Source organism: Specibacter sp. NPDC078709, assembly GCF_040686795.1.
Classification (GTDB): Bacteria; Actinomycetota; Actinomycetes; order Actinomycetales; family Micrococcaceae; genus Specibacter.
On record NZ_JBFBLU010000001.1, the window covers coordinates 307,061 to 330,561 of the forward strand.

General features: G+C 61.3%; 18 protein-coding genes. 12 read left to right on the top strand and 6 right to left on the bottom strand.

Going from position 1 to position 23,501, the window contains the following annotated elements; all coding sequences use genetic code 11:
- Nucleotides 1-63 precede the first annotated feature (63 nt).
- Nucleotides 64-1,497, bottom strand: coding sequence for an NAD(P)H-quinone dehydrogenase (locus AB0P14_RS01360; RefSeq protein WP_363836763.1), 1,434 nt, complete (start codon nt 1,495-1,497; stop codon nt 64-66).
- 117 nt (nt 1,498-1,614) lie between these two features.
- Between AB0P14_RS01360 and AB0P14_RS01365 the strand changes: the two genes are divergently transcribed.
- A complete protein-coding gene (locus AB0P14_RS01365) occupies nt 1,615-2,421 on the top strand; it encodes a purine-nucleoside phosphorylase (protein ID WP_363838117.1) in 807 nt (268 codons plus the stop codon).
- 89 nt (nt 2,422-2,510) lie between these two features.
- Nucleotides 2,511-4,328 carry a phospho-sugar mutase gene (locus tag AB0P14_RS01370; protein ID WP_363838120.1) on the top strand — a complete coding sequence of 606 codons (1,818 nt, stop codon included), beginning with the start codon at nt 2,511-2,513 and terminating at the stop codon, nt 4,326-4,328.
- On the opposite strand, the gene nirD is transcribed toward AB0P14_RS01370, so the two are convergent.
- A complete protein-coding gene (gene nirD, locus AB0P14_RS01375; protein ID WP_363836764.1) occupies nt 4,325-4,741 on the bottom strand; it encodes a nitrite reductase small subunit NirD in 417 nt (138 codons plus the stop codon). The genes AB0P14_RS01370 and nirD overlap by 4 nt on opposite strands.
- Nucleotides 4,742-5,083: 342 nt before the next feature.
- Here nirD and nirB point away from each other — a divergent pair, with 342 nt between their 5' ends.
- The 8 genes from nirB to fmdA all read left to right on the top strand — a co-directional run bounded on the left by nirB (nt 5,084) and on the right by fmdA (nt 13,413).
- A complete protein-coding gene (gene nirB / locus AB0P14_RS01380) occupies nt 5,084-7,747 on the top strand; it encodes a nitrite reductase large subunit NirB (RefSeq protein WP_363838123.1) in 2,664 nt (887 codons plus the stop codon).
- An 11-nt stretch (nt 7,748-7,758) separates the two neighbouring features.
- A complete protein-coding gene (cobA, locus tag AB0P14_RS01385; protein ID WP_363836766.1) occupies nt 7,759-8,583 on the top strand; it encodes a uroporphyrinogen-III C-methyltransferase in 825 nt (274 codons plus the stop codon).
- An 8-nt stretch (nt 8,584-8,591) separates the two neighbouring features.
- A complete protein-coding gene (locus AB0P14_RS01390) occupies nt 8,592-9,767 on the top strand; it encodes a uroporphyrinogen-III synthase (protein ID WP_363836768.1) in 1,176 nt (391 codons plus the stop codon).
- A gap of 54 nt (nt 9,768-9,821) precedes the next feature.
- Entirely contained in the window at nt 9,822-10,529 is a 708-nt protein-coding gene (gene deoC / locus AB0P14_RS01395) for a deoxyribose-phosphate aldolase (RefSeq protein ID WP_363836769.1), read from the top strand.
- A gap of 83 nt (nt 10,530-10,612) precedes the next feature.
- The gene (locus AB0P14_RS01400; protein WP_363836771.1) at nt 10,613-10,837 is read left to right on the top strand and encodes a hypothetical protein; all 225 of its coding nucleotides are present in this window, start codon (nt 10,613-10,615) and stop codon (nt 10,835-10,837) included.
- A 296-nt stretch (nt 10,838-11,133) separates the two neighbouring features.
- Complete coding sequence (locus tag AB0P14_RS01405; protein ID WP_363836772.1) at nt 11,134-11,793, top strand: AmiS/UreI family transporter; 660 nt, start codon at nt 11,134-11,136, stop codon at nt 11,791-11,793.
- A gap of 28 nt (nt 11,794-11,821) precedes the next feature.
- Entirely contained in the window at nt 11,822-12,106 is a 285-nt protein-coding gene (locus tag AB0P14_RS01410; protein ID WP_363836774.1) for a zinc ribbon domain-containing protein, read from the top strand.
- Nucleotides 12,107-12,156: 50 nt separating this feature from the next.
- The gene (fmdA, locus tag AB0P14_RS01415; protein ID WP_363836776.1) at nt 12,157-13,413 is read left to right on the top strand and encodes a formamidase; all 1,257 of its coding nucleotides are present in this window, start codon (nt 12,157-12,159) and stop codon (nt 13,411-13,413) included.
- Nucleotides 13,414-13,613: 200 nt separating this feature from the next.
- On the opposite strand, the gene AB0P14_RS01420 is transcribed toward fmdA, so the two are convergent.
- Both AB0P14_RS01420 and AB0P14_RS01425 read right to left on the bottom strand, forming a co-directional pair.
- On the bottom strand, nt 13,614-15,272 hold the full coding sequence (locus AB0P14_RS01420; RefSeq protein WP_363836778.1) for a HAMP domain-containing sensor histidine kinase: 1,659 nt from the start codon (nt 15,270-15,272) through the stop codon (nt 13,614-13,616).
- Complete coding sequence (locus AB0P14_RS01425; protein WP_363836780.1) at nt 15,262-15,633, bottom strand: response regulator; 372 nt, start codon at nt 15,631-15,633, stop codon at nt 15,262-15,264. Before AB0P14_RS01425 ends, AB0P14_RS01420 begins: the two co-directional genes overlap by 11 nt.
- A 55-nt stretch (nt 15,634-15,688) precedes the next feature.
- Between AB0P14_RS01425 and AB0P14_RS01430 the strand changes: the two genes are divergently transcribed.
- The gene (locus tag AB0P14_RS01430) at nt 15,689-17,527 is read left to right on the top strand and encodes a glycosyltransferase (protein WP_363836782.1); all 1,839 of its coding nucleotides are present in this window, start codon (nt 15,689-15,691) and stop codon (nt 17,525-17,527) included.
- A gap of 110 nt (nt 17,528-17,637) precedes the next feature.
- Here AB0P14_RS01430 and mfd read toward each other — a convergent pair whose 3' ends face one another.
- Complete coding sequence (gene mfd / locus AB0P14_RS01435; RefSeq protein WP_363836784.1) at nt 17,638-21,300, bottom strand: transcription-repair coupling factor; 3,663 nt, start codon at nt 21,298-21,300, stop codon at nt 17,638-17,640.
- A gap of 178 nt (nt 21,301-21,478) precedes the next feature.
- Between mfd and AB0P14_RS01440 the strand changes: the two genes are divergently transcribed.
- Nucleotides 21,479-21,979, top strand: coding sequence for a DUF2505 domain-containing protein (locus AB0P14_RS01440; RefSeq protein ID WP_363836786.1), 501 nt, complete (start codon nt 21,479-21,481; stop codon nt 21,977-21,979).
- 444 nt (nt 21,980-22,423) lie between these two features.
- Here the strand turns inward: AB0P14_RS01440 and AB0P14_RS01445 are convergent, their stop codons facing one another.
- Nucleotides 22,424-23,500, bottom strand: a complete 1,077-nt coding sequence (locus tag AB0P14_RS01445; RefSeq protein ID WP_363836788.1) for a hypothetical protein — start codon at nt 23,498-23,500, stop codon at nt 22,424-22,426.
- Nucleotide 23,501: the final 1 nt, after the last annotated feature.

Genomic DNA, 23,501 nt, shown 5'->3' on the forward strand with positions numbered 1-23,501 from the left:
AAACGACCACAGCTCACGGGTCAACGTCCCCGCAAGCTCACGGGTCAACGTCCCCGCACAAAGTTACATGTGCACGTGCAGGCGCCGGGCGGCTTCGGAAATGGACCCGGACAATGACGGGTACACGGTGAAGGTATTGGCGACATCGTCCACGTGCAGTTTCTGGGTTACGGCTAGTGCTATCGGGAAGATCAGCTCGCAAGCTCCGGCCCCCACCACTACACCACCAATAACGGTTCCTGACCCCTTGCGGGAAATGATCTTAACGAATCCGTCGTTGACGTTACGCATCTTGGCCCGGGCGTTGGTCTGCAATGACAGCTTCAGAACGTCACCCTGGTATTTGCCGGAAGCCAAGTCAGCCTCGGAGACACCCACGGAGGCAATTTCCGGGGAGGTGAAGATGTTCGAGGATACGTGGTTGAGCTTGAGCGGGCGCACGCCGTCGCCGCCCAAGTGGGCCACGGCGATGCGGCCCTGCATGGCGGCCACGGATGCCAGTGCGAAGACACCTGTGCAGTCACCTGCGGCGTAGACGTTGGGCGCACTGGTGCGGGAGACGCCGTCGACCTTAATATGACCGGAGGAGGTGACCTCGACGCCGGCGGCTTCCAGGCCAATGTCGGTGGTGTTGGGGATTGAGCCAACGCAGACCAGGCAGTGCGAGCCGGTGATTTGGGAGCCGTCGCCGAGGGTGACCACTACGCCGTCGGCGGTGCGCTCCACGGCTTCGGCGCGTGAGCGGGACAAGACGCGCAGGCCGCGGCGGGCGAAGACGTCTTCGAGCACAGCGGCGGCGTCAGAGTCTTCGCCGGGCAGCACCTGGTCGCGGCTGGAAATCAGGGTGACCTTGGAGCCTAGGCCGTTAAACGCAGAGGCGAATTCGGCACCGGTGACACCGGAACCAACCACGATCAGCTCTTCAGGCAGCTCATCCAAATCGTAGATCTGGGTCCAGTTGAAAATGCGTTCGCCATCGGGCTGAGCGGTGGCGAGCTCGCGTGGGTGGGCGCCCACGGAGACCAGAATGGCGTCGGCCTTGATGACTTCGCGGGTTTCGCCGCGGTCAACTTCAATGGTTCGGTTATCCAGCAGGCGGCCGGTGCCAATGACAATCTTCACGCCCACGGCTTCAAGGCTCCGGCGGATGTCGGTGGACTGCTCCTTGGCCAGACGCATCACACGTTCGTTGATCTGCTTCAGATCAGCCTTGATGGCCTTCTTCGGGTTGCCCTCGGCCAGATTGAAGCTCACCCCCAACTCAGTGGAGTCGATGCTGCGGTTCATGGCTTCAGCTACAGCAATGAGGGTCTTGGAGGGGACCACATCCGTCAAAACGGCAGAACCACCCACTCCGGAACGTTCCACAATGGTCACCTCGGCTCCCATTGATGCGGCCACCATGGCGGCTTCATAACCGCCGGGGCCACCGCCAAGGATCGCAAGGCTGGGAAGGGCAAAGGGCGCAAATACATCCTGATGACTAGTCACAATCATTCATTGTTCCCTAGCCCGCGCCATGCGACAATTCCACGCGCCCTGTGTTTGGGCCGCCGGTGCCGGTATGTTGGTTCCGTGACTACTCAACAGACGCCAGAAAACACTGCCGCGCAGATGCCAGCCCAGACCGATCCCGCCGAGCTTGCCCGCGAGGCAGCAGCCTATATTGCCGAGCACTCAGGCGTGCCGGTGCATGATATTGCCGTGGTTCTAGGCTCCGGATGGGGTGAAGCCGCTGGGCTTATTGGCGAGGTGACAGCGGTTCTGGACGCTGCCGAGGTCCCCGGCTTTTCCGCCCCGGCCGTAGTGGGCCATGTGGCCACACTCACCTCCATTCGCACCCCGGGCGGCAAGAACGTGCTGGTGCTCGGCGCCCGCACCCACTTCTACGAAGGCAAGGGTGTGCGTGCTGTGGTGCATGGTGTGCGCACGGCTGCGGCCGCCGGCGCCACCACCATGGTGCTGACCAACGGCTGTGGCGGACTCAACGAAGCTTGGAGCCCCGGCACCCCCGTGTTGATCAGCGACCACATTAACTTGACGGCAACGTCCCCGTTGGAGGGTGCGACGTTCGTGGATCTGACGGATCTGTACTCGGCCAGGCTGCGTGCCGTGGCCCGCGAGGTGGACCCCACCCTCGATGAAGGCGTCTACGCACAGTTCACCGGCCCGCACTATGAGACCCCCGCCGAGGTGCAGTACGCCAAGCGCATCGGAGCGGATCTGGTGGGCATGTCCACGGCGTTGGAGGCTATTGCCGCCCGCGCCGCCGGCATGGAGGTGTTCGGCATTTCGCTGGTGACCAACCTCGCAGCGGGCATCAGCGCCACCCCGCTGAGCCACACCGAAGTCATCGAGGCCGGTGCCGCCGCAGGTCCGCGTATTTCGGCGCTCTTGGCGGGCATCATCGCCAAGTTGTAGGAGTTCGTGCCCGGTGCGGTTACATTGGTCTCGTGAGACATCTAAACGAAAATCGCTCCGAGTCCAACGCCGCGCTCGAGGTTGAGGCCTTGCAAGCTGCCGCCGGACAGTGGGCTGCCCACGATCCGGACCCGGCAACGGCTGCCCAGCTGCAGGAGCTGATCGCCGCCGCCGCGACCGATCCCGCCGAGTTGGCCGAGCTGCTCGACAGCTTTGCCGGCAATCTCCAGTTCGGCACCGCCGGGCTCCGTGCCGCCATGGGGCCCGGCCCGAACCGGATGAACAAGGTGGTGGTGCGCCGCGCCGCCGCCGGGGTCGCCGCCCATCTGCTGGCCCTGGCCCAGCAGGAGCAGCTAGAGCACAAGGACGCGCACGACGCCGATCCCTCCTCCGTGCCTCCCCTCCCCTACCGCCCCAGAGCAGTGGTGGGATTTGATGCCCGCTACAACTCTCAGGCTTTTGCGCAGGAGACCGCGGCCATCTTCACCGCGGCGGGCCTTGAGACTTTCCTGATGCCAGCGCCGCTGCCAACGCCCGTGCTCGCTTACGCTGTGCGTGCCTTGGAGTGCGAAGCCGGGATCATGGTGACCGCCAGCCACAACCCGCGCCAAGATAACGGCTACAAGGTGTACCTGGGTGGCCGGGCTGTAGCACCGGAGGCCCGTGGAGTTCAGATCGTGGCTCCTCATGATTCCCTGATCGCCGGTCATATTGACGCGGTCGCCAACACCGCTGAACTGGGCGATACCTCTGGTATTGAGATGGCTGCCGATGGTTGGCACGTCCTCGGCGATGCCCTGATTGAGGAATACAAGGAGTCTGTCGCCGGGCTCGTTGACGCTACGGCTTTCCCCGCGCGAGAGCTACGCATTGTGCACACCTCCCTGCACGGCGTGGGCCATGAAACGGCCTTGGCCGTGCTGCACAGCGCAGGCTTCGCCGATGTCCACGCCGTAGCTGAACAAGCCACCCCGGATCCGGACTTCCCTACCGTTTCTTTCCCTAATCCGGAAGAAGCAGGCGCCATGGACTTGGCATTCGCATTAGCCGAAAAGGTCGAGGCTGATCTGGTGTTGGCCAATGATCCTGATGCTGACAGGGTGGCCGTTGGTGTGCTCAATCCAGCGACCGGAGTGTGGCATCAACTCCACGGGGACCAGGTGGGAGCCTTGCTCGGAGCGCATTTGGCGGCAAGAGGTGGCCGCGCCAGAACAGCGGGAAGCGGAACGGAGAACACCGGAACAGCGCAACCAGGCACCCCCGTCTTCGCCAACTCGATTGTTTCTTCACGGTTGCTGAGCAAGATCGCCACCGCTGCCGGATACGGACATGTCCAAACCCTGACCGGCTTCAAGTGGATTTCGCGGGTTCCGTCGCTGAGCTATGGCTACGAAGAAGCGCTGGGCTACTGTGTTGCACCAGAGGTGGTGCGTGACAAGGACGGGATTTCGGCTGGCTTGTTGCTGGCGGAAATGGCCGCCTCTCTCAAGGCCGTTGGCCGGACGCTTTTTGATGTTCTGGATGATCTGGCCTTGACCCACGGCCTGCACGCCAGCAACCAAATCAGTATTCGGGTCGAAGACGTCAGCGACATTCACAACATGATGGCCCGGCTGCGCGAGCAGCCCCCCGCCCATTTTGACGGCTCCCCCGTGGCCGAGCTCGCCGATCTGTCGATAGGCACCGACGAGCTGCCACCCACGGAAGGCATGGCCTACTGGACCGATAGCGGCACCCGGGTCATCATCCGTCCCAGCGGCACAGAACCTAAACTCAAGTGCTACTTGGAAGTGATTGTCCCGGTGAGCGGAGCCGAACAACTCGCCGCAGCCCAAGAAGAAACGCAACGTGCGTTGGCCGCCGTGGTCCTTGATGTCAAGGCTGCCCTCGGTTTGGAAAACCTCTAAAGCTCAACCTCAATGGCCCCGGCCACCACGCGAACCGGGAAAGTGTCCAGCGACAGCTCAGGCCTGCCAAAGCACTCCCCGGTGGCCAGCGAGTAGACCTCTTTATGCAGCGGCGAAGCAATCGTGTAGCTGTCGCCGCGGGAGCCCACCACGCCGCGGGCCATGACATGGGAATGCGTGGCGGGGTCCGCCTGTGAGACGGCAAAAACCTCATGCTCCCCTACGCGGAACAACGCCACCTGCTGGCCGTTGATCAGGGCTGCCTCGCCCCACGAATCTTCAAGATCGCCCAGTTTGCATACAGGAAACCAGCGCGACGCCGGGCCCGCCGGAAAGGTGTGAACCGGTGTGGTGCGTGTCGAGACTGTTCTTGACAACGAGGCGGTGCGTGGCATTTCCATGAGCTGTTCCATGAGTGTTCCTTTGATCGATTCGGGCAACTATCAGCAACACTAGGAAGCCAATGTTTCCCCTGTCCGCGGCCCCTGTGACGGCAATGTTAAACCTCGCTCACCGCCGCAGCCCAAGTCCCCGTGAGGCATATGTTAACTCCTCGTTACACAGGCGAAACGAGTCAGTAATGGCACTTTCCTAGCATGGAATCACACGTTGACGCAGGCATCTGGCCCATCAAGAGGGCCGCAACAGAGTCCGCAAACATGAGGCCGCCAGCACCGGGCTCCCAGTGAAAGGCCACAGTCATGACGAAGTCAAGCGAACTGAACACCACGGCGGACGCCAGCACCAGAGCTGCCATCACCGAAGAAGCCCCGGCCAGCGAGTTCCGCAGCATTGTTGTGGTGGGTGGCGGACCGGCCGCTCATCGTTTTGTGGAGGCGATGCATGCCCGGGGTCACAACGATTGGCGCATCACCGTCCTCACCGAGGAAGCACACCTCCCCTATGACAGGGTGGCGCTGAGCCAGGCCCTCACAGAGGTGAACACCGATTTGTCCTTGGGCGATCGGACCCTGTGGGAGCACCCAGCCATCACACTTGTCACGGGTGAGCAGGTAACCCGGATCGATCCCGTCCTTCGCACCGTCCACACCCTGGCCAACGGCGAGCTGACCCTGTATCCCTATGACGAGCTGGTGCTGGCCACAGGCTCTGACGCAGCGCGGCTGAGAATTCCCGGCGCCGAGCACAGCCACGTCTACCGCACCCTGGATGATGTCTGGACCCTGAACCAGCAGCTCGCCGCCCTAGGCCAAAAGTTGGGCCGCACCGTCAACACCGCAGTCATTGGCGGTGGCTTGTTGGGGCTCGAAGCCGCTGCCGGGATGATCAAGCTCGGCGCCGCCTCCGTGGTCATCAACGGCGGCCGTTGGCTCATGGACACCCAGCTCGACGAGGGCGCCGGACAGGCTTTGGGCCGTTTAGTGGCGGCCAAGGGCATGTCGGCCACCGCCGGCGTGTACCCCTCCGCCATTGAAACGGACGACGCCGGCCAGGTCACCGGCGTACTCATGGCCGACGGGGCGGTGGTACCCGCCGATCTGGTGGTGGTTGCCATTGGCGTGCGGCCTCGCGACGAACTCGCCAAGGACCGCGACGGCAATGCCGGCCACGGTTTCGAACTGGGCCCGCGCGGCGGCATTGTGATCGATGAAGGCTGCGCCACCACGGTCCCTGGAGTGTGGGCCATTGGTGAGGTGGCCAACTTTGGCGGCATGTGTTTGGGTTTGGTGGCCCCCGCCAACACCATGGCCGAGATTGTGGCGGACCGCCTACACGGTGGCAGCGCCACATTCCCCGGCTTCGACACGGCCACCAAGCTCAAGCTCTCCGGCGTGGACGTTGCCAGCTTTGGTGACGCCTTTGCCCGCACAGCGAACAGCCTTGAGGTGGTCTACGCCGATCCGGCCCGCGGTGTCTACCAAAAAATCGTGACCAGCGCCGACGCCAAGGTCCTTCTCGGCGGCATCTTCGTGGGCGATGCCGCCCCCTATACTTCTCTGCGCCCGCTACTGGGCCGGGAATTGCCGGCCGAACCCGGCGCCTTCCTTTCTGCAGCAGGCGGCGGTGACGCTCCCGCCGTCGAGCTTCCCGACGATGCCATCCTGTGCTCCTGCAACAATGTCTCCGCCGGGGAAATTCGCGACGCCGTCAATGGTTGCGGCAGCTGCGACGGCAATGCGCCGGTGCAGGATCTGCCCGGTTTGAAGGCGTGCACACGTGCCGGCACCCAGTGTGGTTCCTGCGTCCCGCTGCTGAAAAAGCTCATGGAGGGAGAACTCAAGAAGTCCGGAATCACTGTATCCAAGGCCTTGTGTGAGCACTTCGATATGTCCCGCCGGGAAATCTTCGAAGCCGTGAAGGCCCTAGAATTGAGCAGTTTCCCCGATATTCTGGCCCGTTTCGGCGTGGATGAGACAACAAAGTCCGGGCGCGGCTGCGATATTTGCAAGCCCACCATTGCCAACATCCTTGCCAGCCAAAACAGCGCCTATGTGCTCGATGAGGGCCGCGGCACCTTGCAGGACACCAATGACAGGGCGCTGGCCAATATGCAAAAGGACGGCACCTACTCGGTGGTTCCGCGCATCCCGGGCGGTGAAATCACCCCGGAAAAGTTGGCTGTCATTGCCAAGGTGGCCCAGGATTTCGGCCTCTATACGAAGATCACCGGCGGGCAGCGGATCGATCTGTTCGGGGCACGGCTGGAGCAGTTGCCGGAGATTTGGAAGATCCTGGTTGATGCCGGCATGGAATCCGGGCAGGCCTATGGGAAGTCACTGCGCACCGTGAAATCGTGCGTGGGCTCCACCTGGTGCCGCTTCGGTGTGCAGGATTCCGTCGCCATGGCGATCAATTTGGAGCTGCGTTACCGCGGATTACGGAGCCCGCACAAGATCAAATTCGGGGTCTCCGGCTGTGCCCGCGAATGCGCCGAGGCCCGCGGCAAGGACGTGGGCATCATCGCCACGGCGGACGGCTGGAACCTGTACGTGGGCGGCAACGGCGGCGCCACCCCGGCCCACGCCCAGCTGCTCGCCAAAGACCTCGACGACACCACCCTCATCGCCTACATTGACCGTTACCTGATGTACTACATCCGCACCGCTGACCGGCTCCAACGCACGGCCCGCTGGCAAGAAGAGCTCGACGGCGGGATCGCTCACGTCGTGGAGGTGGTGGTCAACGATTCACTGGGCATCGCCGCCGATCTCGAAGCCGCCATGGGCGCACACGTGGACAACTACGAGGACGAATGGGCCGCCACCTTGGCCGACCCCGAACGTTTGCGCCGCTTCCGTTCCTTTGTCAACGCCCCACACACCCCGGATGAATCCATTGTGTTTGTGCCCGAACGCGGCCAGATCCGCCCCGCCACAGCATCGGAAAAGGCAGCAGCCGGCTCAGTCGTGATCGCCACCCACATCCCCGTTCGCAGTGCCACTGCGAACCAGAACTAAAGGTGACTCAGATGCCGCACACACAGCAGACATCCCGCACACCACCCACGTCACGCACCGCACCCACATCACGCACCGCTCGCAAGGGTCGCATCACCCTCGTCGGCGGCGGTCCGGGTCCTGCCGATCTGCTCACTCTGCGCGCCGCCAAAGCGCTGGCCGCAGCCGATGTGGTCTACTTTGACCGACTCGGCCCCACCGAGGATTTGGCACAGTTGGCACCGCGGGCCACCTTCGTGGACGTCGGCAAATCCCCAGGTCATCACAAGGTGCCGCAGGAGGCGATCAACACCCGCATGATCGACGGCGCCCGCAGCGGTCTGCACGTGGTCCGGCTCAAAGGCGGCGATCCATTTGTATTTGGCCGCGGCGGCGAAGAAATGGCCGCGGCTGTGGCGGCTGGTATTGCCGTGACAGTGATCCCCGGCATCACCAGCGCCATCTCCGTCCCGGGTGCGGCCGGCATTCCCGTCACACACCGTAATGTCAGTCATCTGTTCACAGTGGTCTCCGGTCATGCGCCGTTGGAGACTCACGAGTATGCGCATCTGGCCGGGCTGGGCGGCACCGTTGTAGTACTTATGGGCATCGGCACACTCCCGTCATTGGTGGCCGGGCTGCGGCTGGCGGGACTGGCTGCGGAAACGCCCGTGGCTATCGTGGAGAACGGATTTGCGCTGACCCAGCGAACCACCATCGCAACACTCGGTAGCATTGTTCAGGCGTCGGCTAGCTGCCGCAACCCCGCTGTCATCGTGATTGGGGATGTGGTGAACCTAGCTGACCTGACTGGCCTGGCCATCCCGACCGTGGATGCTACTTTGCAAACAGCTTGAAGGATTCCATGAGCGAGACACCACAGCCCCCTTCCGTCCAGCTGGAGCAACCACTGCGAGGTTTCCGGATTGGGGTCACCGCGCACCGCAGGGCCGCAGACTTGATAGACGCGCTGGAACGCCGCGGCGCCCAGGTACAGCACGCTCCTGCGCTGAAGATTGCCCCGGTCCAGGACGATGCCGCCCTGCTCGCCGAAACAGCTGCGGTGATTGCCGCAGCCCCGGACATTGTCATGGTCACTACGGCGTACGGGATGCGTCGCTGGGCTGAGGCGGCCGATGCTGCCGGGCAGGGTGAACAACTGTTGGCCACCCTGGCTACCTCCGCCATTTATGTCCGTGGTCCTAAAGCCCGCGGCGCGGTCCGGGCCGCCGGACTCGATGACGATGGCATTAGCGCCGATGAAACCACAGCCACGTTGACCGATCTGGTCATTTCCACCGGGGTCAACGGCAAAACCGTGGCAGTCCAGGTCCACGGCTACACAGATGTCGCGGCGCTCTCCCGGCTGCGCAAGGCAGGGGCCACGGTGCTGACTGTCACCCCGTACCGCTGGATCAATGCTGAGGACGGAGACAAGTTGCCGCAGCTCATTGAATCCGTGATCAACAAGGAGATCGATGTCCTGACGTTTACCAGCGCCCCGGCCGTCGACGCGGTACTGAGCACCGCCGATGCGCTGGGCCGCGGCTCCGCATTCCGCAATGCACTTCGAGGTGACGGTACCGAAGTTGGTGGCTTGGGCGCAGGCTTGGGCGCAGGCTTGGGCGCGGTGATCAGTGCCGTAGTGGGTCCGGTTACGGCAGCACCTCTGCTGGCTGCCGGAATCACGCCACTTGTCCCGGAACGGTTTCGGATGGGCGCCCTGATCCGGTTGGTGTGCGAGCATCTGGAACAGACAGGGGTGCTGCGCGCCGAGAGTTGCGGCACGGTGTTGGAGGTGCGCGGTCAGTCGCTGCGCGTCGATGGCGTTCCGGTGTCGCTGCCACCGGCACCTCTGCAGTTATTGAAGGCGTTGATGACCGGTGACCGGGCCATCAAATCGCAGGCGGAACTCAGCAGCACGCTGGGTCTCGGTGATGCCGAACACTCCCTGCATATGACCATTAGCCGGCTGCGTGCGGGACTGCCTGATCCCAGCATTGTGGAAACCGTCCTCAAGCGCGGCTACCGATTGCGCTGACCAGTTCCTGTGGCACCATGGTGATACACATCAACACGTCGGAAGGTACGCACCATGACATCCACCAGCCCCTTCGCGGCAGGCCAAGCCGGCGATGAACTCGCCCGTTACATTGACCACACCCTCTTAGCGCCCGAGGCCAGCCGCGATGACATCCTGCGGTTGTGCAAAGAAGCCGCCGAACATCATTTCAAGTCCGTGTGCGTCAACCCGGTCTGGGTCGAAGCCGCGAAAAAGGCACTGCTCGGCACGGGCGTACTGACCTGTACCGTGGTGGGCTTCCCCCTCGGCACACACAACACCGATGTCAAGGTATTCGAGGCCCGCGGTGCCACCATGGACGGCGCCGATGAGATCGATATGGTCATCAACATCGCCTCCGCCCGCGCACTGGATCGGGACGCCCTCGTCAGCGATATTTCTGCTGTGGCCGAGGTAGTCCATGAAGCTGATTCGCTGCTGAAGGTCATCATTGAAACCTCACTGCTCAGCGATGGCGAGAAGATTCTCGCCTGCCAGGCCGCTGTCGAAGCCGGTGCCGATTTCGTCAAGACCTCCACAGGCTTCAACGGCGGCGGTGCCACGGCCCAGGACGTTGCGTTGATGCGCGAAACCGTGGGCCCGGATATCGGGGTGAAGGCCTCTGGCGGGGTCCGAACCCGAGAAAAAGCTCTGGAAATGATCCAGGCCGGAGCCACCCGGATCGGCACCAGCTCAGGTATTGCCATCGTCACCGGCGGCGCGGGCGCCTCTTCCTATTAATCCGTACTAAGATCGTGGGTAGATCAACGCGCCGGCTCTTCGGTGCATCCACTCAGCTCCCCTCTTAGGGGGAAGGAGAAACCGTGTCCAACAACGCTTACCGCGGCGAGAACAGCACTGTGCAGTCCGTCGTCTTGTTCGTCATTTTCTTTGCCTTGTTCCTTGGCGGAATCTTTGCTTTCTCGTACTGGAGCCTTGAGAGCTTCGCACACGCGTTTGTGCCGGCCGGCCTTGGCATCGGCCTGTGCTCACTGGCCATCTTCGTTCCCGTGACCATCATGGGCCGTTCAGACTCCGCAGGCGAGTAACACCGAGACCCCGGCGGTCGAGCCTGTCGAGACCAGAGCTCGTCGAGACCAAGTAGCAAACATCTGACCCGCAGTAATTGGCGAAAGCCACTTGCTGCGGGTCACTTGTTTAAGATCCGCTGCAGCGAAAGCCAACATTCGCTCTTAGCACACGTACGCTGCACTCAATGCACGCCACGTCATATTTGTACTTCAGTTTGCTGAATCAGCTCTTGTAGTTGCACAAAATCGGCGATAGTGTATGCGTCAGGGCCCCGTAATCGGAGTCATTTCACTGCCTCTCCTCCCTATTCGTCATGCCGCAACAGCGTCGGAAGGACATCCCGGTGGGTAATGTTGGTTTACTCTATGTCGGTGCAGTTCTGTTCATAAATGGGCTCATGCTCTTGGGAAAAATCCCTGGCAAGTCCGCCGCTGTCTTTAATTTATTCGTGGGCGTTATGCAGATCGTGTTTCCCACGATCATCTTGTCCCAAGCAAACGGTGACCCAGCAGCCATCTTCGGCGCTTCGGGCCTGTATTTATTTGGCTTCACATATCTATATGTAGGCATTAACCAGATTTTCAACCTTCCAGGCGAAGGATTGGGCTGGTTTTCTCTTTTTGTGGCCGTCGTTGCGGTGGTCTTCGGGGTCCTGCAATTCACTGCGATTAATGACCCCCTCTTCGGCGTCATTTGGTTCATTTGGGCCATACTATGGACGCTCTTCTTCCTGCTCCTGGGGCTGGGAAAAGACTCGCTGAACGATTTCACAGGCTGGTTCACCATCATCGTCGCCCACATCACCGGCACCATCCCGGCGCTCCTGCTGCTGAGCGGAAATTACACCACCGGTCCACGCGAGGCCATCACCTTGGCGGTGGTCGGAGTCTTTGCCCTCGTTGCATCCTACGCACTTTCTCGTCGCACCAGCCACAAACCAAATGAAACCAGCACAGTAACTCAAAACGCCTAGCGTCCGGTCCTGTCAGAGAGGATAGTTCATGCCGTTGTACGACTTCCAATGTCCAGAAGGAACTGTTTTTGAAGCCGCGTTCACCATGGCAGCAGCCCCCGAATCCACGGCGTGCCCCAAATGTTCCCAACAGGCTCGACGTCGGATGAGCTCACCTAGGCTGTCGATCGCCAACTCGGCTGAATTCAAGCTTATTGACTCAACCAAACGAAGTGCACACAGCCCCGAGGTGGTGACCGGGCTTTCCCCTGCAACAAAGCGGGCAACGCGCTACTCGCACAACCCCTTGCACCAAAAACTTCCGCGCCCCTGAAAGGACGCAGATTCCCACTACGTACTGCATCGATAAGAAGGAGAAGTACCATGCCTGAAGTGATATTTCCGCTCGATTCGACCAAGAAGTTCGAGGATCAGGAAAAGCTAGGCCATAACCGTTGGCACCCTGAGATACCGCCGGTAGCCACGGTCAAGCCTGGCGACGTGTTCCGCGTGGATTGTCGTGAGTGGTTTGATGGCGCCATCAAGAATGACGACTCCGCCCAGGACATTCTTGATGCGCCCCTGTTGACGGTGCACAAGCTCTCGGGGCCATTCGCCGTCGAGGGTGCCAGGCCGGGGGATCTGCTGATCGTTGACATCCTGGATGTCGGCCCCATCCCGCAGGAGGACAGCGGGCCTTTGGCTGGGCAGGGCTGGGGTTACACCGGCATTTTCTCCAGAAACAATGGTGGCGGATTCCTCACCGACCAGTTCCCGGATGCGTACAAGGCAATTTGGGATTTCACCGGTCAAGTCGCAACGTCGCGGCACGTACCGGAGGTCTCCTTCGAGGGCCTCATCCACCCTGGACTCATGGGTACCGCCCCGTCGGCAGCACTTTTGGCCAAATGGAACAAACGCGAGGGTGACCTCATCGCCACCGATCCGCTCCGTGTCCCGCCGCTGGCTCTCCCGCCGGAGGCAGAGCACGCCGTATTGGGCGGTGTGCCGGCCAGCGAATGGGGCAGGGTTGGCTCCGAGGCCGCTCGTACAGCACCACCGCGTGAAAACGGTGGAAATCAGGACATCAAGAACCTGTCCAAGGGGACCCGGATCTTCTATCCTGTATTTGTTGACGGCGCGAACCTGTCCCTGGGTGACTTGCACTTCTCCCAGGGTGACGGCGAAATCACATTCTGCGGCGCCATCGAGATGGGTGGTTTCATCGATTTGCGTGTGGACATCATTCGCGGCGGTATGGACACGTACGGTGTCTCCGAGAATGCCATCTTCATGCCAGGGCGAGTCGAGCCACAGTTCAGCGAATGGATCGCTTTCTCCGGCACGTCAGTCACTTTGGACGGTGAGCAGCGCTACCTGGATTCGCATCTGTCGTATCAGCGGGCATGTCTTCACGCCATCGACTACCTGTCGAAGTTTGGCTACGCTCCGGAGCAGGCCTATCTGCTCCTCGGTGCAGCTCCCATTGAGGGCCGGCTCTCCGGCGTCGTTGACATCCCGAACTCCTGTTCAACGGTGTACCTGCCCACCGCAATGTTCGACTTCGACGTCCGCCCGTCGGCGAGTGGTCCACATCAGATCAACCCAGGAATGGGGGCGCCGAGGGCGCAGAACGCCTAAGTGCTTTCGCTAAGAACCGAGTAGGAGGGGCGACTTTCACCCCCACGTAAATGCTCATGCTGGGCGTACGCTCACTGAACCGCAGCAACTGGCGAAAGCCCGTGCTGCGGTTCAGTTGTTTAACAAGCACGACGCCGGTCACCTCACCTCTCATGGTTGTCCCCGCGTCCGCCAGCGCTGAGAGTTAGCCCTCCCAATCCTCAGCGTGGAATACTCAGCCTGAACGTGCTGCCTTCGCCCACGGTGCTCGCCACTGTCACGGTCCCGCCATGAGCGTCCGCAATGGTCTTCGTGATGGCTAGACCCAACCCCACGCCAGGAACTGCAGCTTGACGAGCTGACTCAGTGCGGTAAAAGCGGGTGAACAGGCTCATTTGTTCCTCGGGGCTTATTCCGATCCCATCGTCACGCACCGACACGCTCAACCCGGTGGCTGTGGACTTTCCGACGACCTCGACAATGCCGGGGCTGGAGGCGAATTTGACTGCGTTGGAGATCAAATTATCTATCGCTTGCCCGATTCTGCCGCGGTCAAAGCTGCCCAGCATTTCCGATTCCACATCGAGGTGAATCCTCACGTTCCGCTGTTCAGCGCGGTGTCGAGCCGCGTCTACCGCCGAGACCAGGATGGCTTGCAAGTCACCCATCTGCGGGGTGAGCGTCATAGCCTCACGTGCAGATCCCAACAGGTCGTTGACCAGTCTCAGTAGCCGTTCAGCATTCCGCGAGACTATCTTGAGATAGCTGGCGGCAACGTCGTCGTCAAGATCATCGAGCACCAACTCTAGGTACCCCAGAATAGAGGTGAGCGGGGTCCGCAACTCGTGGGAAACACTGGCCACAAAGTCCTCCTGCGCAGCCACCGCCTCCATCACCTCGCTTACGTCGTGGAACACCACAACTGCCCCTCGGCGGGCCCCACACTCATCCACAATCTGGCGAGCCGAAGTAGACATTGCCCGCTGTCCGGTTCCCGACCCAATCCAGTACAGTTCCCCCGAGTATTCCTCACCGTTGACCGCGCGTCGGACGGGCCTCTCCTCAGACGGGACACGCGTTAACCGGTCAGGACCAAAAACAAGCAGTTCAGCCTCCGCTGAATCGGCCTTCGCAGCAGGCAGAGCCAGGGAATGGATGGCCTGTTGGTATTTGTTCATGAGAAGGTCGTGGCCTCCTCCGTCGACAACAACTACGCCAACCTCAGCCACGTTGATGATGCTGTCCAGCTGGCTGGCCCGCAGCTGAGCCTCGCCCGTTGCTGCGCTCAAGCGTTCGGCTTGCACTTGAAGACTCTTGGTGACAACGGTGGCGGCAGTAGCCAGACCCAACATAATGATAGGAATCAGTAATGGTTTGATCAGGCCAGCACGGCTGGGTTCAACCCCGCCGAACAGGAAGGGTGCCCACGCAATGGTCAAAGGACCAACAAAGGCTATGATCCGGGTGAATTTTGGCGGCATATCCGACCACGCCAACCACAAGACCGGAAAGACTGATAGCAGCGAAAGCCCACTCAACGATTGGTTGGCGCCGTGCACCATGGCCCCAATGGCAATGAAATCGGCCAACGGGATCACCCAGATGAACCAGTCAGGCAGAACTTTCCAGCGCAGCAGTGCCGCTACCCCCACCAGCAGAAACACCCCGGACAAGCCCAGAACAAACAGCAAATTTGTTATCAAGGCCGGATCAATCAGCGCCAAGAAGATGACAACGACCAGCGTCGTGATTGTCAGAGGTGCCTGACTCAGCAGCGCTCTATGGACCCGAGGCAAGCCAAAGAATTCTCTCTCCACCGTTCCACGCCAGCTAAGGGGCTCCAAGGTGGCCGTGCGATCGGCGGACAGATCAGCTGGCAAGGATGGCCACGAGTTCTTGTTTCAGCGATGCCGGTCGGAACGGCTTCAGAAGATAGCCGCTTGCTCCAGCAGCCATGGCCGAATCAATGTCACCCTGCTGGCCGCGAGCGCTCAGCATGACCACAGTGCCTTCGTGGAAGGTGCGAAGTTCCCTCAGCACGCTCACACCATCGACATCTGGCAGTCCAACATCCAAGGTCACCAAGTCCGGGCTGAGGGCTTGCGCGCTGCTGAGTCCTGCAGTGCCGGTATCCACCGCAGTCACGGTAAATCCCATTTGCCCCAGCACTATTTCCAGCAGGCCTCTAATGTCATCATCGTCTTCAATCACCAGTGCGTTTTTCCCCATGAAGTCCAGCATTTGCCCAGTATAGTGATAAATACCTTCGCCCTCTGACGATCCCTAGGACTGCCCTGTGCCACCAGCTTCACCCCCTGTCCGAGGTCTTGCCGATTCAGTGATCATGGTGATTCTGGCGTTGCTCTACGGCGCGGCAGCCTTTGTAGTTTTCTGCAGTTCCGGATTGTTCGGTAACTTCGGCGAGAACTTTTGGCGGGATACTGCACTGCTGGCGGTAACCTTGACGGCCTCGTGTGCGCTCACGTATATCTCCATGCTCTACTACGGTTATTGGCGCAGACGCCCCAACAGCACCGGCGACCCGGAATCGCTCGAGTGGCATTTTCTTATCCCGTGCAGGGATGAGGAAAACGTTGTGGCGGCAACTATTTCCTCGGCCCGCACCAGCTTTCCTTTTGCCCATGTCTGGGTCATTGACGACGCCAGCGAGGACTGCACAGCCGCCGTGGTCACCCGGGCCATGGCGTTTGATGACAAGGTGCATCTGATTTCTCGGGTTCGCCCCGAGGCCAGAATTGGAAAGGGCGAGGCCTTGAACTATGCCTTTTCGGTGGTCTCTGACTTCGTGGGAAATGAGCGCACGCGCCGAGCTCAGACAGTCATCGGAATCCTCGACGCCGATGGATATCTCTCCGATGATGCGCTGAAGTTTCTATCGGGTCCCGAGTCATTTGGCGATCCTACGGTGGGGGCGGCTCAACTGGAAGTCTGGATGAAGAACCGTGATGACCGCCGTCCACTGCCGGAACGCGGGATGTTTGCGAATGTGGTGGCGAGATACTTGATCCGGATGCAGGATCTGGAGTTCCGTGCCACCAATTCGGCCATGCAAGCGCTGCGCGTACGCACCGGCACTGTGGGCATGGGTGGCAACGGACAGTTCACCCGCATGTCGGTACTGGATCAGGTGGCCGAGAAATATGGCAAACCGTGGGGCAATAAGCTCGCTGAGGATTATGAATTGGGTTTGCGCATCTTGGGTTTGGGGTGGCGTAATCATTACGTCCCGGAGGGTCATGTTTCTCAGGAGGCGCTCCCGTTCACACAGCGCTTACTGACCCAACGGACCCGTTGGGCCCAGGGCAATATGGAGTGTGCATCCTTGTTGCCGGAACTACGGCGTGCCAAGGCCCTGAAATTTTCGGGTGCGCTAGAAATCCACTACTTCATGGCCCAGCCGCTGATTATGATGATCAACTTGGCGCTGGTACCAGTCCTTACGTACTTGGCCGTCATTGACGGGCGTTTTGGTCTCACCACCGGCGCCGATGTACTGGCCCAGATTGCTGTTGCTGCGGTATTTTTGTTTATCCCCTATGCCAGCTGGGGAGTCCTCTACCGCGGCAAGACACGAGAGGAAGGCCGCGGATTTGGCGGCATCTTCTTGGGGATCGGTGCCCTGATGTATCTTTACGCCACGTACTTGTACTATCCCCGTGCCATGGCTCGTTTGGTGACCGGGCGCAATGCGTGGGCTAAGACTGCCAGAAACATGGATGGCAGAAATACTCCCGCCCTTGCCGGCATCTTCGATGTTGGCGGTTTGCCTGTCCTTGACCGTGCTGCGCTGGCGCAGCTGGCCACCGATCTGGGCAGCACACAACTGGCCTCCAACTTCGCCAATGCCTTCGCGATGATGTGGCCGCGCCGGATGGCGCGGCTTGAAGAGGCTGTCGCGGCGGGAAACCATGAGCAAGCACGTGACGCTGCCGGAAGCATCCAAGTCTCCGCCGCGATGGTGGGCGCCGCACAATTGGAGGCCTCAGGAGCACAGATCCTGGCGGTAGCCCAAGCCGGGGACCCTGCAACAGCTCACGCTGCATTGGTTCAGCTGCACCACATAGGCGATGCCGCGCTCGATTCCCTCCGCGAGCTTCGGTTCGAAGCCGCCTAGCCGTTTTTTATGCGCCGGACTCATGCTGGGTCTGGCGCCAGTGATCAAGATGCGCCAGACCCACTTCCAGTCCGGAGCATAGCGCTGCTGGCAGGCTCCGAAGCAGCACGTTACTTCGCTGCCACCGTTTCCGGTGTCGTCTCGAAGATCGCTTCAAGCACGCCCTGGGCCCACTTGAGCACTTCAGCATCGGCCAGATCGCGGCCACCAATCCGTGCAGTCTTCGGCTTCGGAATCAGAATCGCGTTCAGCGCAGGCTTTGCCATGGACCCCGGGTACATGCGGTTCAGACGCATCTCCTTGGATTCTGGCAGTTCAGCAGGAGCAAACTTGATGAAGTTGCCTTGCAGAGCAACGTCCGTCAGCCCTGCCGCCCGGGCCAGTACCTTGAAGTTGGCCACAGCCAGCAGGTTCACGGCCGCCGGCGGCAGCTCTCCGTACCGGTCAATAAGTTCAGCCTCTACCTCGGCAATGGCTTCAACAGTGACAGCAGCGGCCAGCTTCCGGTAGGCCTCAAGGCGCAGCCGCTCCCCCGGCACGTAGTCGTGCGGCAGGTGGGCGTTGACGGGCAGTTCAATCTTCATCTCGGCGGCCCGCTCTTCACCGTCGCCGCGGAAGTCGGCCACAGCCTCGCCCACCAGACGGATGTAGAGGTCAAAGCCAACACCTTGGATGTGGCCTGACTGTTCCCCACCCAGCAAGTTACCGGCGCCACGGATTTCAAGGTCCTTCATGGCCAACGCCATTCCGGCGCCGAGCTCGTTGTGTGCGGCTACGGCCTTGAGTCGTTCCAGCGCAACTTCACCCAGCGGCTTATCTGCCGGGTAGAGGAAGTATGCGTAGGCCCGCTCACGTCCACGTCCCACACGCCCACGCAACTGGTGGAGCTGGGACAGCCCATAGTTGTTGGCCTGCTCCACAATCAGCGTGTTGGCGTTGGAGATGTCTAGGCCGGTCTCAATGATGGTCGTGCACACCAGCACATCGAAGCGCTTCTCCCAGAAGTCCACGATGATCTGCTCCAGCCGGGACTCGGACATCTGCCCGTGTGCCACGGCCACACGGGCGTCGGGCACCAGCTGTTGGATGTGGGCGGCGGTGCGCTCAATTGATTTAACCCGGTTGTGCACATAAAACACCTGGCCCTCGCGCATGAGCTCGCGGCGGATGGCAGCACCCACCTGCTTATCACTATGTGCACCGACGTACGTCAGCACGGGGTGACGTTCTTCGGGAGGGGTGGCCAGCGTGGAGGTTTCTCGGATGCCGGTCATGGACATTTCCAAGGTTCGCGGAATGGGTGTGGCGCTCATTGCGAGGACATCCACGTTGGTGCGCATCTTCTTCAGAGCCTCCTTGTGCTCCACACCAAAACGCTGCTCCTCATCGACAATGACCAAGCCAAGGTCCTTGAAGGCGAAGTCCTTGGAGAGCAGGCGGTGCGTGCCGATGACAACGTCCACCGATCCAGTGCGCACGCCCTCCGTGATCTCTTTGGATTCCTTGGCAGTTTGGAAGCGCGACAGCGGCTTCACCCGAATCGGGAAACCGGAGAAACGCTCGTTGAACGTTTCGTAGTGCTGTTGCGCCAGCAGCGTGGTGGGCACCAAAACGGCAACTTGCTTGCCGTCCTGCACCGCCTTGAAGGCAGCTCGCACAGCAATTTCAGTCTTGCCGTAGCCCACATCGCCGGAGATCAACCGGTCCATGGGGACTTCCTTCTCCATGTCAGCCTTGACCTCGTTGATGGCCACCAGCTGATCCGGAGTCTCAACGTACGGGAAGGCTTCTTCCAGCTCGGCCTGCCAGGGGGTATCTGGCCCGAAGGCATGGCCCTTCGATGCCATACGCGCTGAGTACAGCCGGATCAGTTCTCCAGCAATTTCCTTGACGGCCTTGCGAGCCTTGGACTTGGTGGCAGCCCAGTCGGAGCCACCCATCTTTGAGAGCGCCGGGGCGTCCCCACCCACATACGCGGTCACTTGATCCAGCTGATCGGTGGGCACAAATAGCCGGTCTCCCGGAGCCCCACGCTTGGACGGCGCATATTCGAGCACCAGGTATTCGCGCAGGCCGGCAGCCCCGCCTACGCCGGCACCAGCCACCTTGCGCTGGATGAGCTCCACAAATTTACCCACACCGTGCTGCTCGTGAACCACAAAGTCCCCGGCTGCAAGCTGCAGGGGGTCCACGGCGTTGCGCCGCTTCGAAGGCATCTTGCGCATGTCGCGGGTGGAGACGGCAGAGGCTCGCCCCAAGAGATCCGCTTCGGTGAGCAGCCCCAGTTTGAGCGAGTCGAGGACAAAGCCGCGCCCGGTATCTGCCGTGGTCACCTCGATGATGCCCGGCTGCGGCGGCGCATCCAGTGAGTCCACGCGCGACGCCGGGATGTTGGCTTCGTGGAACAGCTCAGCCAGGCGTTGGGCCGGGCCGGGGCCCTGGGTGGCTACGACAATCCGCCACTGGTCCTTGACGCGGGAGCCGATGAACTCCATCATCTCTGCCACATCGCCCCGGTAGCCCCGAGGTTCCCGGGCGTGCAGGTTCAGCACGTCGGTGGACGGCTCCAGTTCTTCATCCTGAGCCAAAGAACTCAGAGCCCACCAGCCAATCCCATACTCGAGGGCCGTCTCGCGAGTTTGCGCCAATGACTTAAACCCAGCCGAGGCCAGATCCACCCCGGCGGCTCCACCGCTGGCCTGAGACAGATCGAGCGGGGCGTTGCCGCCGTCGGACGCTGTGGACCAGGCGGCTTCCAAAAACTCTTCGTTGGTGGATTCCAGATCGTGCGCCCTGGCGCTGACTTTTTCGGGATCCAGCACCACGGCGATGGATGCGGCAGGCAACAAGGAGGCCAGCGGCACCATGCCGTCAACGAGGGCTGGCGCCAGGGATTCCATACCCTCCACAGCAATGCCGCCGGCAATCTTTTCCAACATTGCCGCCGCGCCAGGCATGGCGTCTTTGAGCTTTGCGGCCCGGCCCATCACCGTTGGGGTAATGAGGATTTCCCTGCAGGGGGGTGCGTAGAGTTCGTCCGGGTGGCTGACCGAGCCCTTGACGGATGTGAGTGTGCGCTGATCGGCGATGCTGAACCACCGCATGGAATCAACCTCGTCGCCGAAGAATTCTACACGGATCGGGTGGTTATCGGTGGGCGGGAAGACATCGATGATGCCACCGCGCACGGCGAATTCACCACGGTGGGTGACCATATCCACGCGCGCATATGCCGCATCCGAGAGCGACTTGATGAGTTGGGCGAAGGGGATTTCCTCTCCGACTTTCACCCGCACTGGCACCAACTCGCCCAAGCCAGCCACCAGTGGCTGGACCACCGCACGGATGGGTGCCACGATCACACGAAGGTGATCTCCGGCGTCGTGCTCGGGATGAGCCAGTCGGCGCAGCACGGAGAGGCGACGGCCCACGGTGTCCGAACGCGGTGAGAGGCGTTCGTGTGGGAGTGTCTCCCAACTGGGGAACTCTGCCACTGCCGCGTCGGGCAGGTAGGAGCGCAGAGCGGCCACAGTGTCTTCGGCCTCGCGGCCCGTGGCGGTGACGGCGAGGACAACGCCCGGTCGGTCAGCGGAAGTGGCGAGGCTGGCGGACAAACCATCGGCGATCTCAGCCAGGAGCACCGCGCGCATGCCTGCGGGTGCGCTAAAGGCCACGTCGGTGCTGCGGGTGGCCGGTTTGGCGGCGGCGTAGCTGCGCACCCGGGCGAACAGTGGATCTTCTAAAAGCGCTGTTCGCAACCCTGCAAGACTCATGGGTGGTTTTCTCCTTGGTGCTTGACGGCAGAAACCGCAAAAATACGTTGTTGTGCGCGCTGAAGACAGCACGAAAGCCCAGAATCTGCGTGCGACTCCGGGACCTTGTCCAGCTTACTCGCCCGCTGCCTTGCTATCCTAGGAACTGCCCCAAACACCCCCTTATCTTGGAGGAACCATGGCGCTTGCCGCCTCAACAACTCTTACTGCCACCGCCCAGAGCGTGACAGATGTCTTTGCCAACGAAGATTTCATCAAGCATGTCAGCGAAACCGTGGGGGGCGAGCTGCAGTCCTTCACCATCAACGGGGCCACCACCGGCGCGTTCACCACCCAGACGGTGCGCACCCTGCCCACCACGCGCATGCCCGACATTGCCAAGAAGGTGCTCGGCGCAACCCTGACGGTGACCCAGGATGAGTCCTGGAGCGCCCCGGCAGCCGACGGTTCACGCACCAACACCATCAAGTTGACCGTGGCCAAGGCGCCCGTGGATGTTTCGGCCGTGCAGAAGCTGGTGGTCTCGGGCGAGTCGACAGTGGTTGAGCTGACCGGTGAGGTCAAGTCCAGCGTGCCGTTCTTGGGCGCGAAGATCGCCTCCGCCGCCGAGCCGGTTATTGGGCGGGCACTGAACCTGCAGGCCACGCTGGCGCAGGAATGGCTGAACAGCCACAGCTGATTCTTCCAAGCACGACGGCGCCCGGCCCACCCGGGTGCCGTGAAACACAAGAGTGGCCTCAGTGGTGGCACCTGCGAATGACAGGAGCCGCCACCGGGGCCATTGTGCATTTCACCGGCCGGGCTAGCACAGTGCAGCTTCTATGCCTTCAGTGATTGGCACGATGCCCGTCAATGTGTTGATGACTTAGCCTCCTCCAGAAGGCCCGCGGGGCGGAATTGGAGGCGAACTTTAGAGTGTCGTTGGTGACGTTTCGCTGGCAACGCTTGCAGTGGCTCCGGTTTCTAGGTTCTCCGGTCGGGATGAGATCCCAAATTCACCTTCGAGTTCGCCCCGCAACGGCCCGGCCGTGCACATCTCGCAATCGGATTGGCGCGTCGAGCGTGCCAACAAGAAGAGATAGCGGAGAAATACCGCCCTCCCAAGTCTCCTTGTTGCTGACTCTTACTGAGTGCATTCAATCTTCGCCGATACCAGAAGATACGGCGCCATCTTGGCAATGTCACCATTTAGCACAGCCCCGGATTCCCAGCCCCCTGGATAAATCGCCACAACGCTCACGCCCACGGGTTTAGGCGCACCCAACAGGAAGTCCAAAAGGTTTCCCAGCGCGGCCACGAGGCCTCCCAAAAGTCCATTCGGGTCATCCAAAGACAATACCTGCGACGTTGTACTTGCAGGCACAGTAACGTCTTTGCTCTGACCTCCCGCCGTCACCTCGATCCGGTAGAGGTCCGCTGCCACAGGAGCGTTGCTCGGAGCCTGCCATTTGACGGTCACTGATCGGTTGCCACTCGCGGCCTTCTGGCAGCTCAGCGCGCCCGCAGGAGGCATCTTTGACGCTGTCACACCCGAACTGGCAACTGCACTCCCTGTCCACGCCGCCTGCGTGGATTCCACTTTCGCAGACAGACCCAGCGGAACCACCAAGGCCAGCACCGTCATCATGGCGCCAATCCCCAGCCAAGTCCGACGCCGGGTCCGCGGCTTGGTCACACTAGAGACTGGCTCGCCGTCCGCAGATTCTGTTCCGGGGACGGCGTCACGCCTGAAGAACGCTACGTATATCAGGTAGGCACAGAGCAATCCACCCAGCCCAAATAGCCAGGGCGACGAGAGCCAGCTCGCCACGTACCCCATCCCTGGGATGCTGAAAACCACCCGGTCAACGTTTGCTCCGGTATAGGGCTGCAGGTCCGCGATAGGGTTGGCGTCACCCTTCAGAGCCAGTCCAGTCGCGGGATCGTTGGCAACAACTCGGTGGGTGACGCGGACGCCGTCGGAGGTTACCACCGACACCACATCCCCAAGGGCGACCTCGGCAGCAGCTGCCGGAACAGCCAGCGCCAAAGAGCCGGTGGGGATCGCTGGCCCCATGGAGCCGGATGAAAAGATCAACGGCTTGATGCCAAACACCACAGATGCTGCAGCCAATACCAAGCAGAGCGCACCAAGTACGGCGCCTACATTGAGCAGCCACCGTTCCAGCACCGTCTTTTGGGCCGCCATGGGAGATTTCATG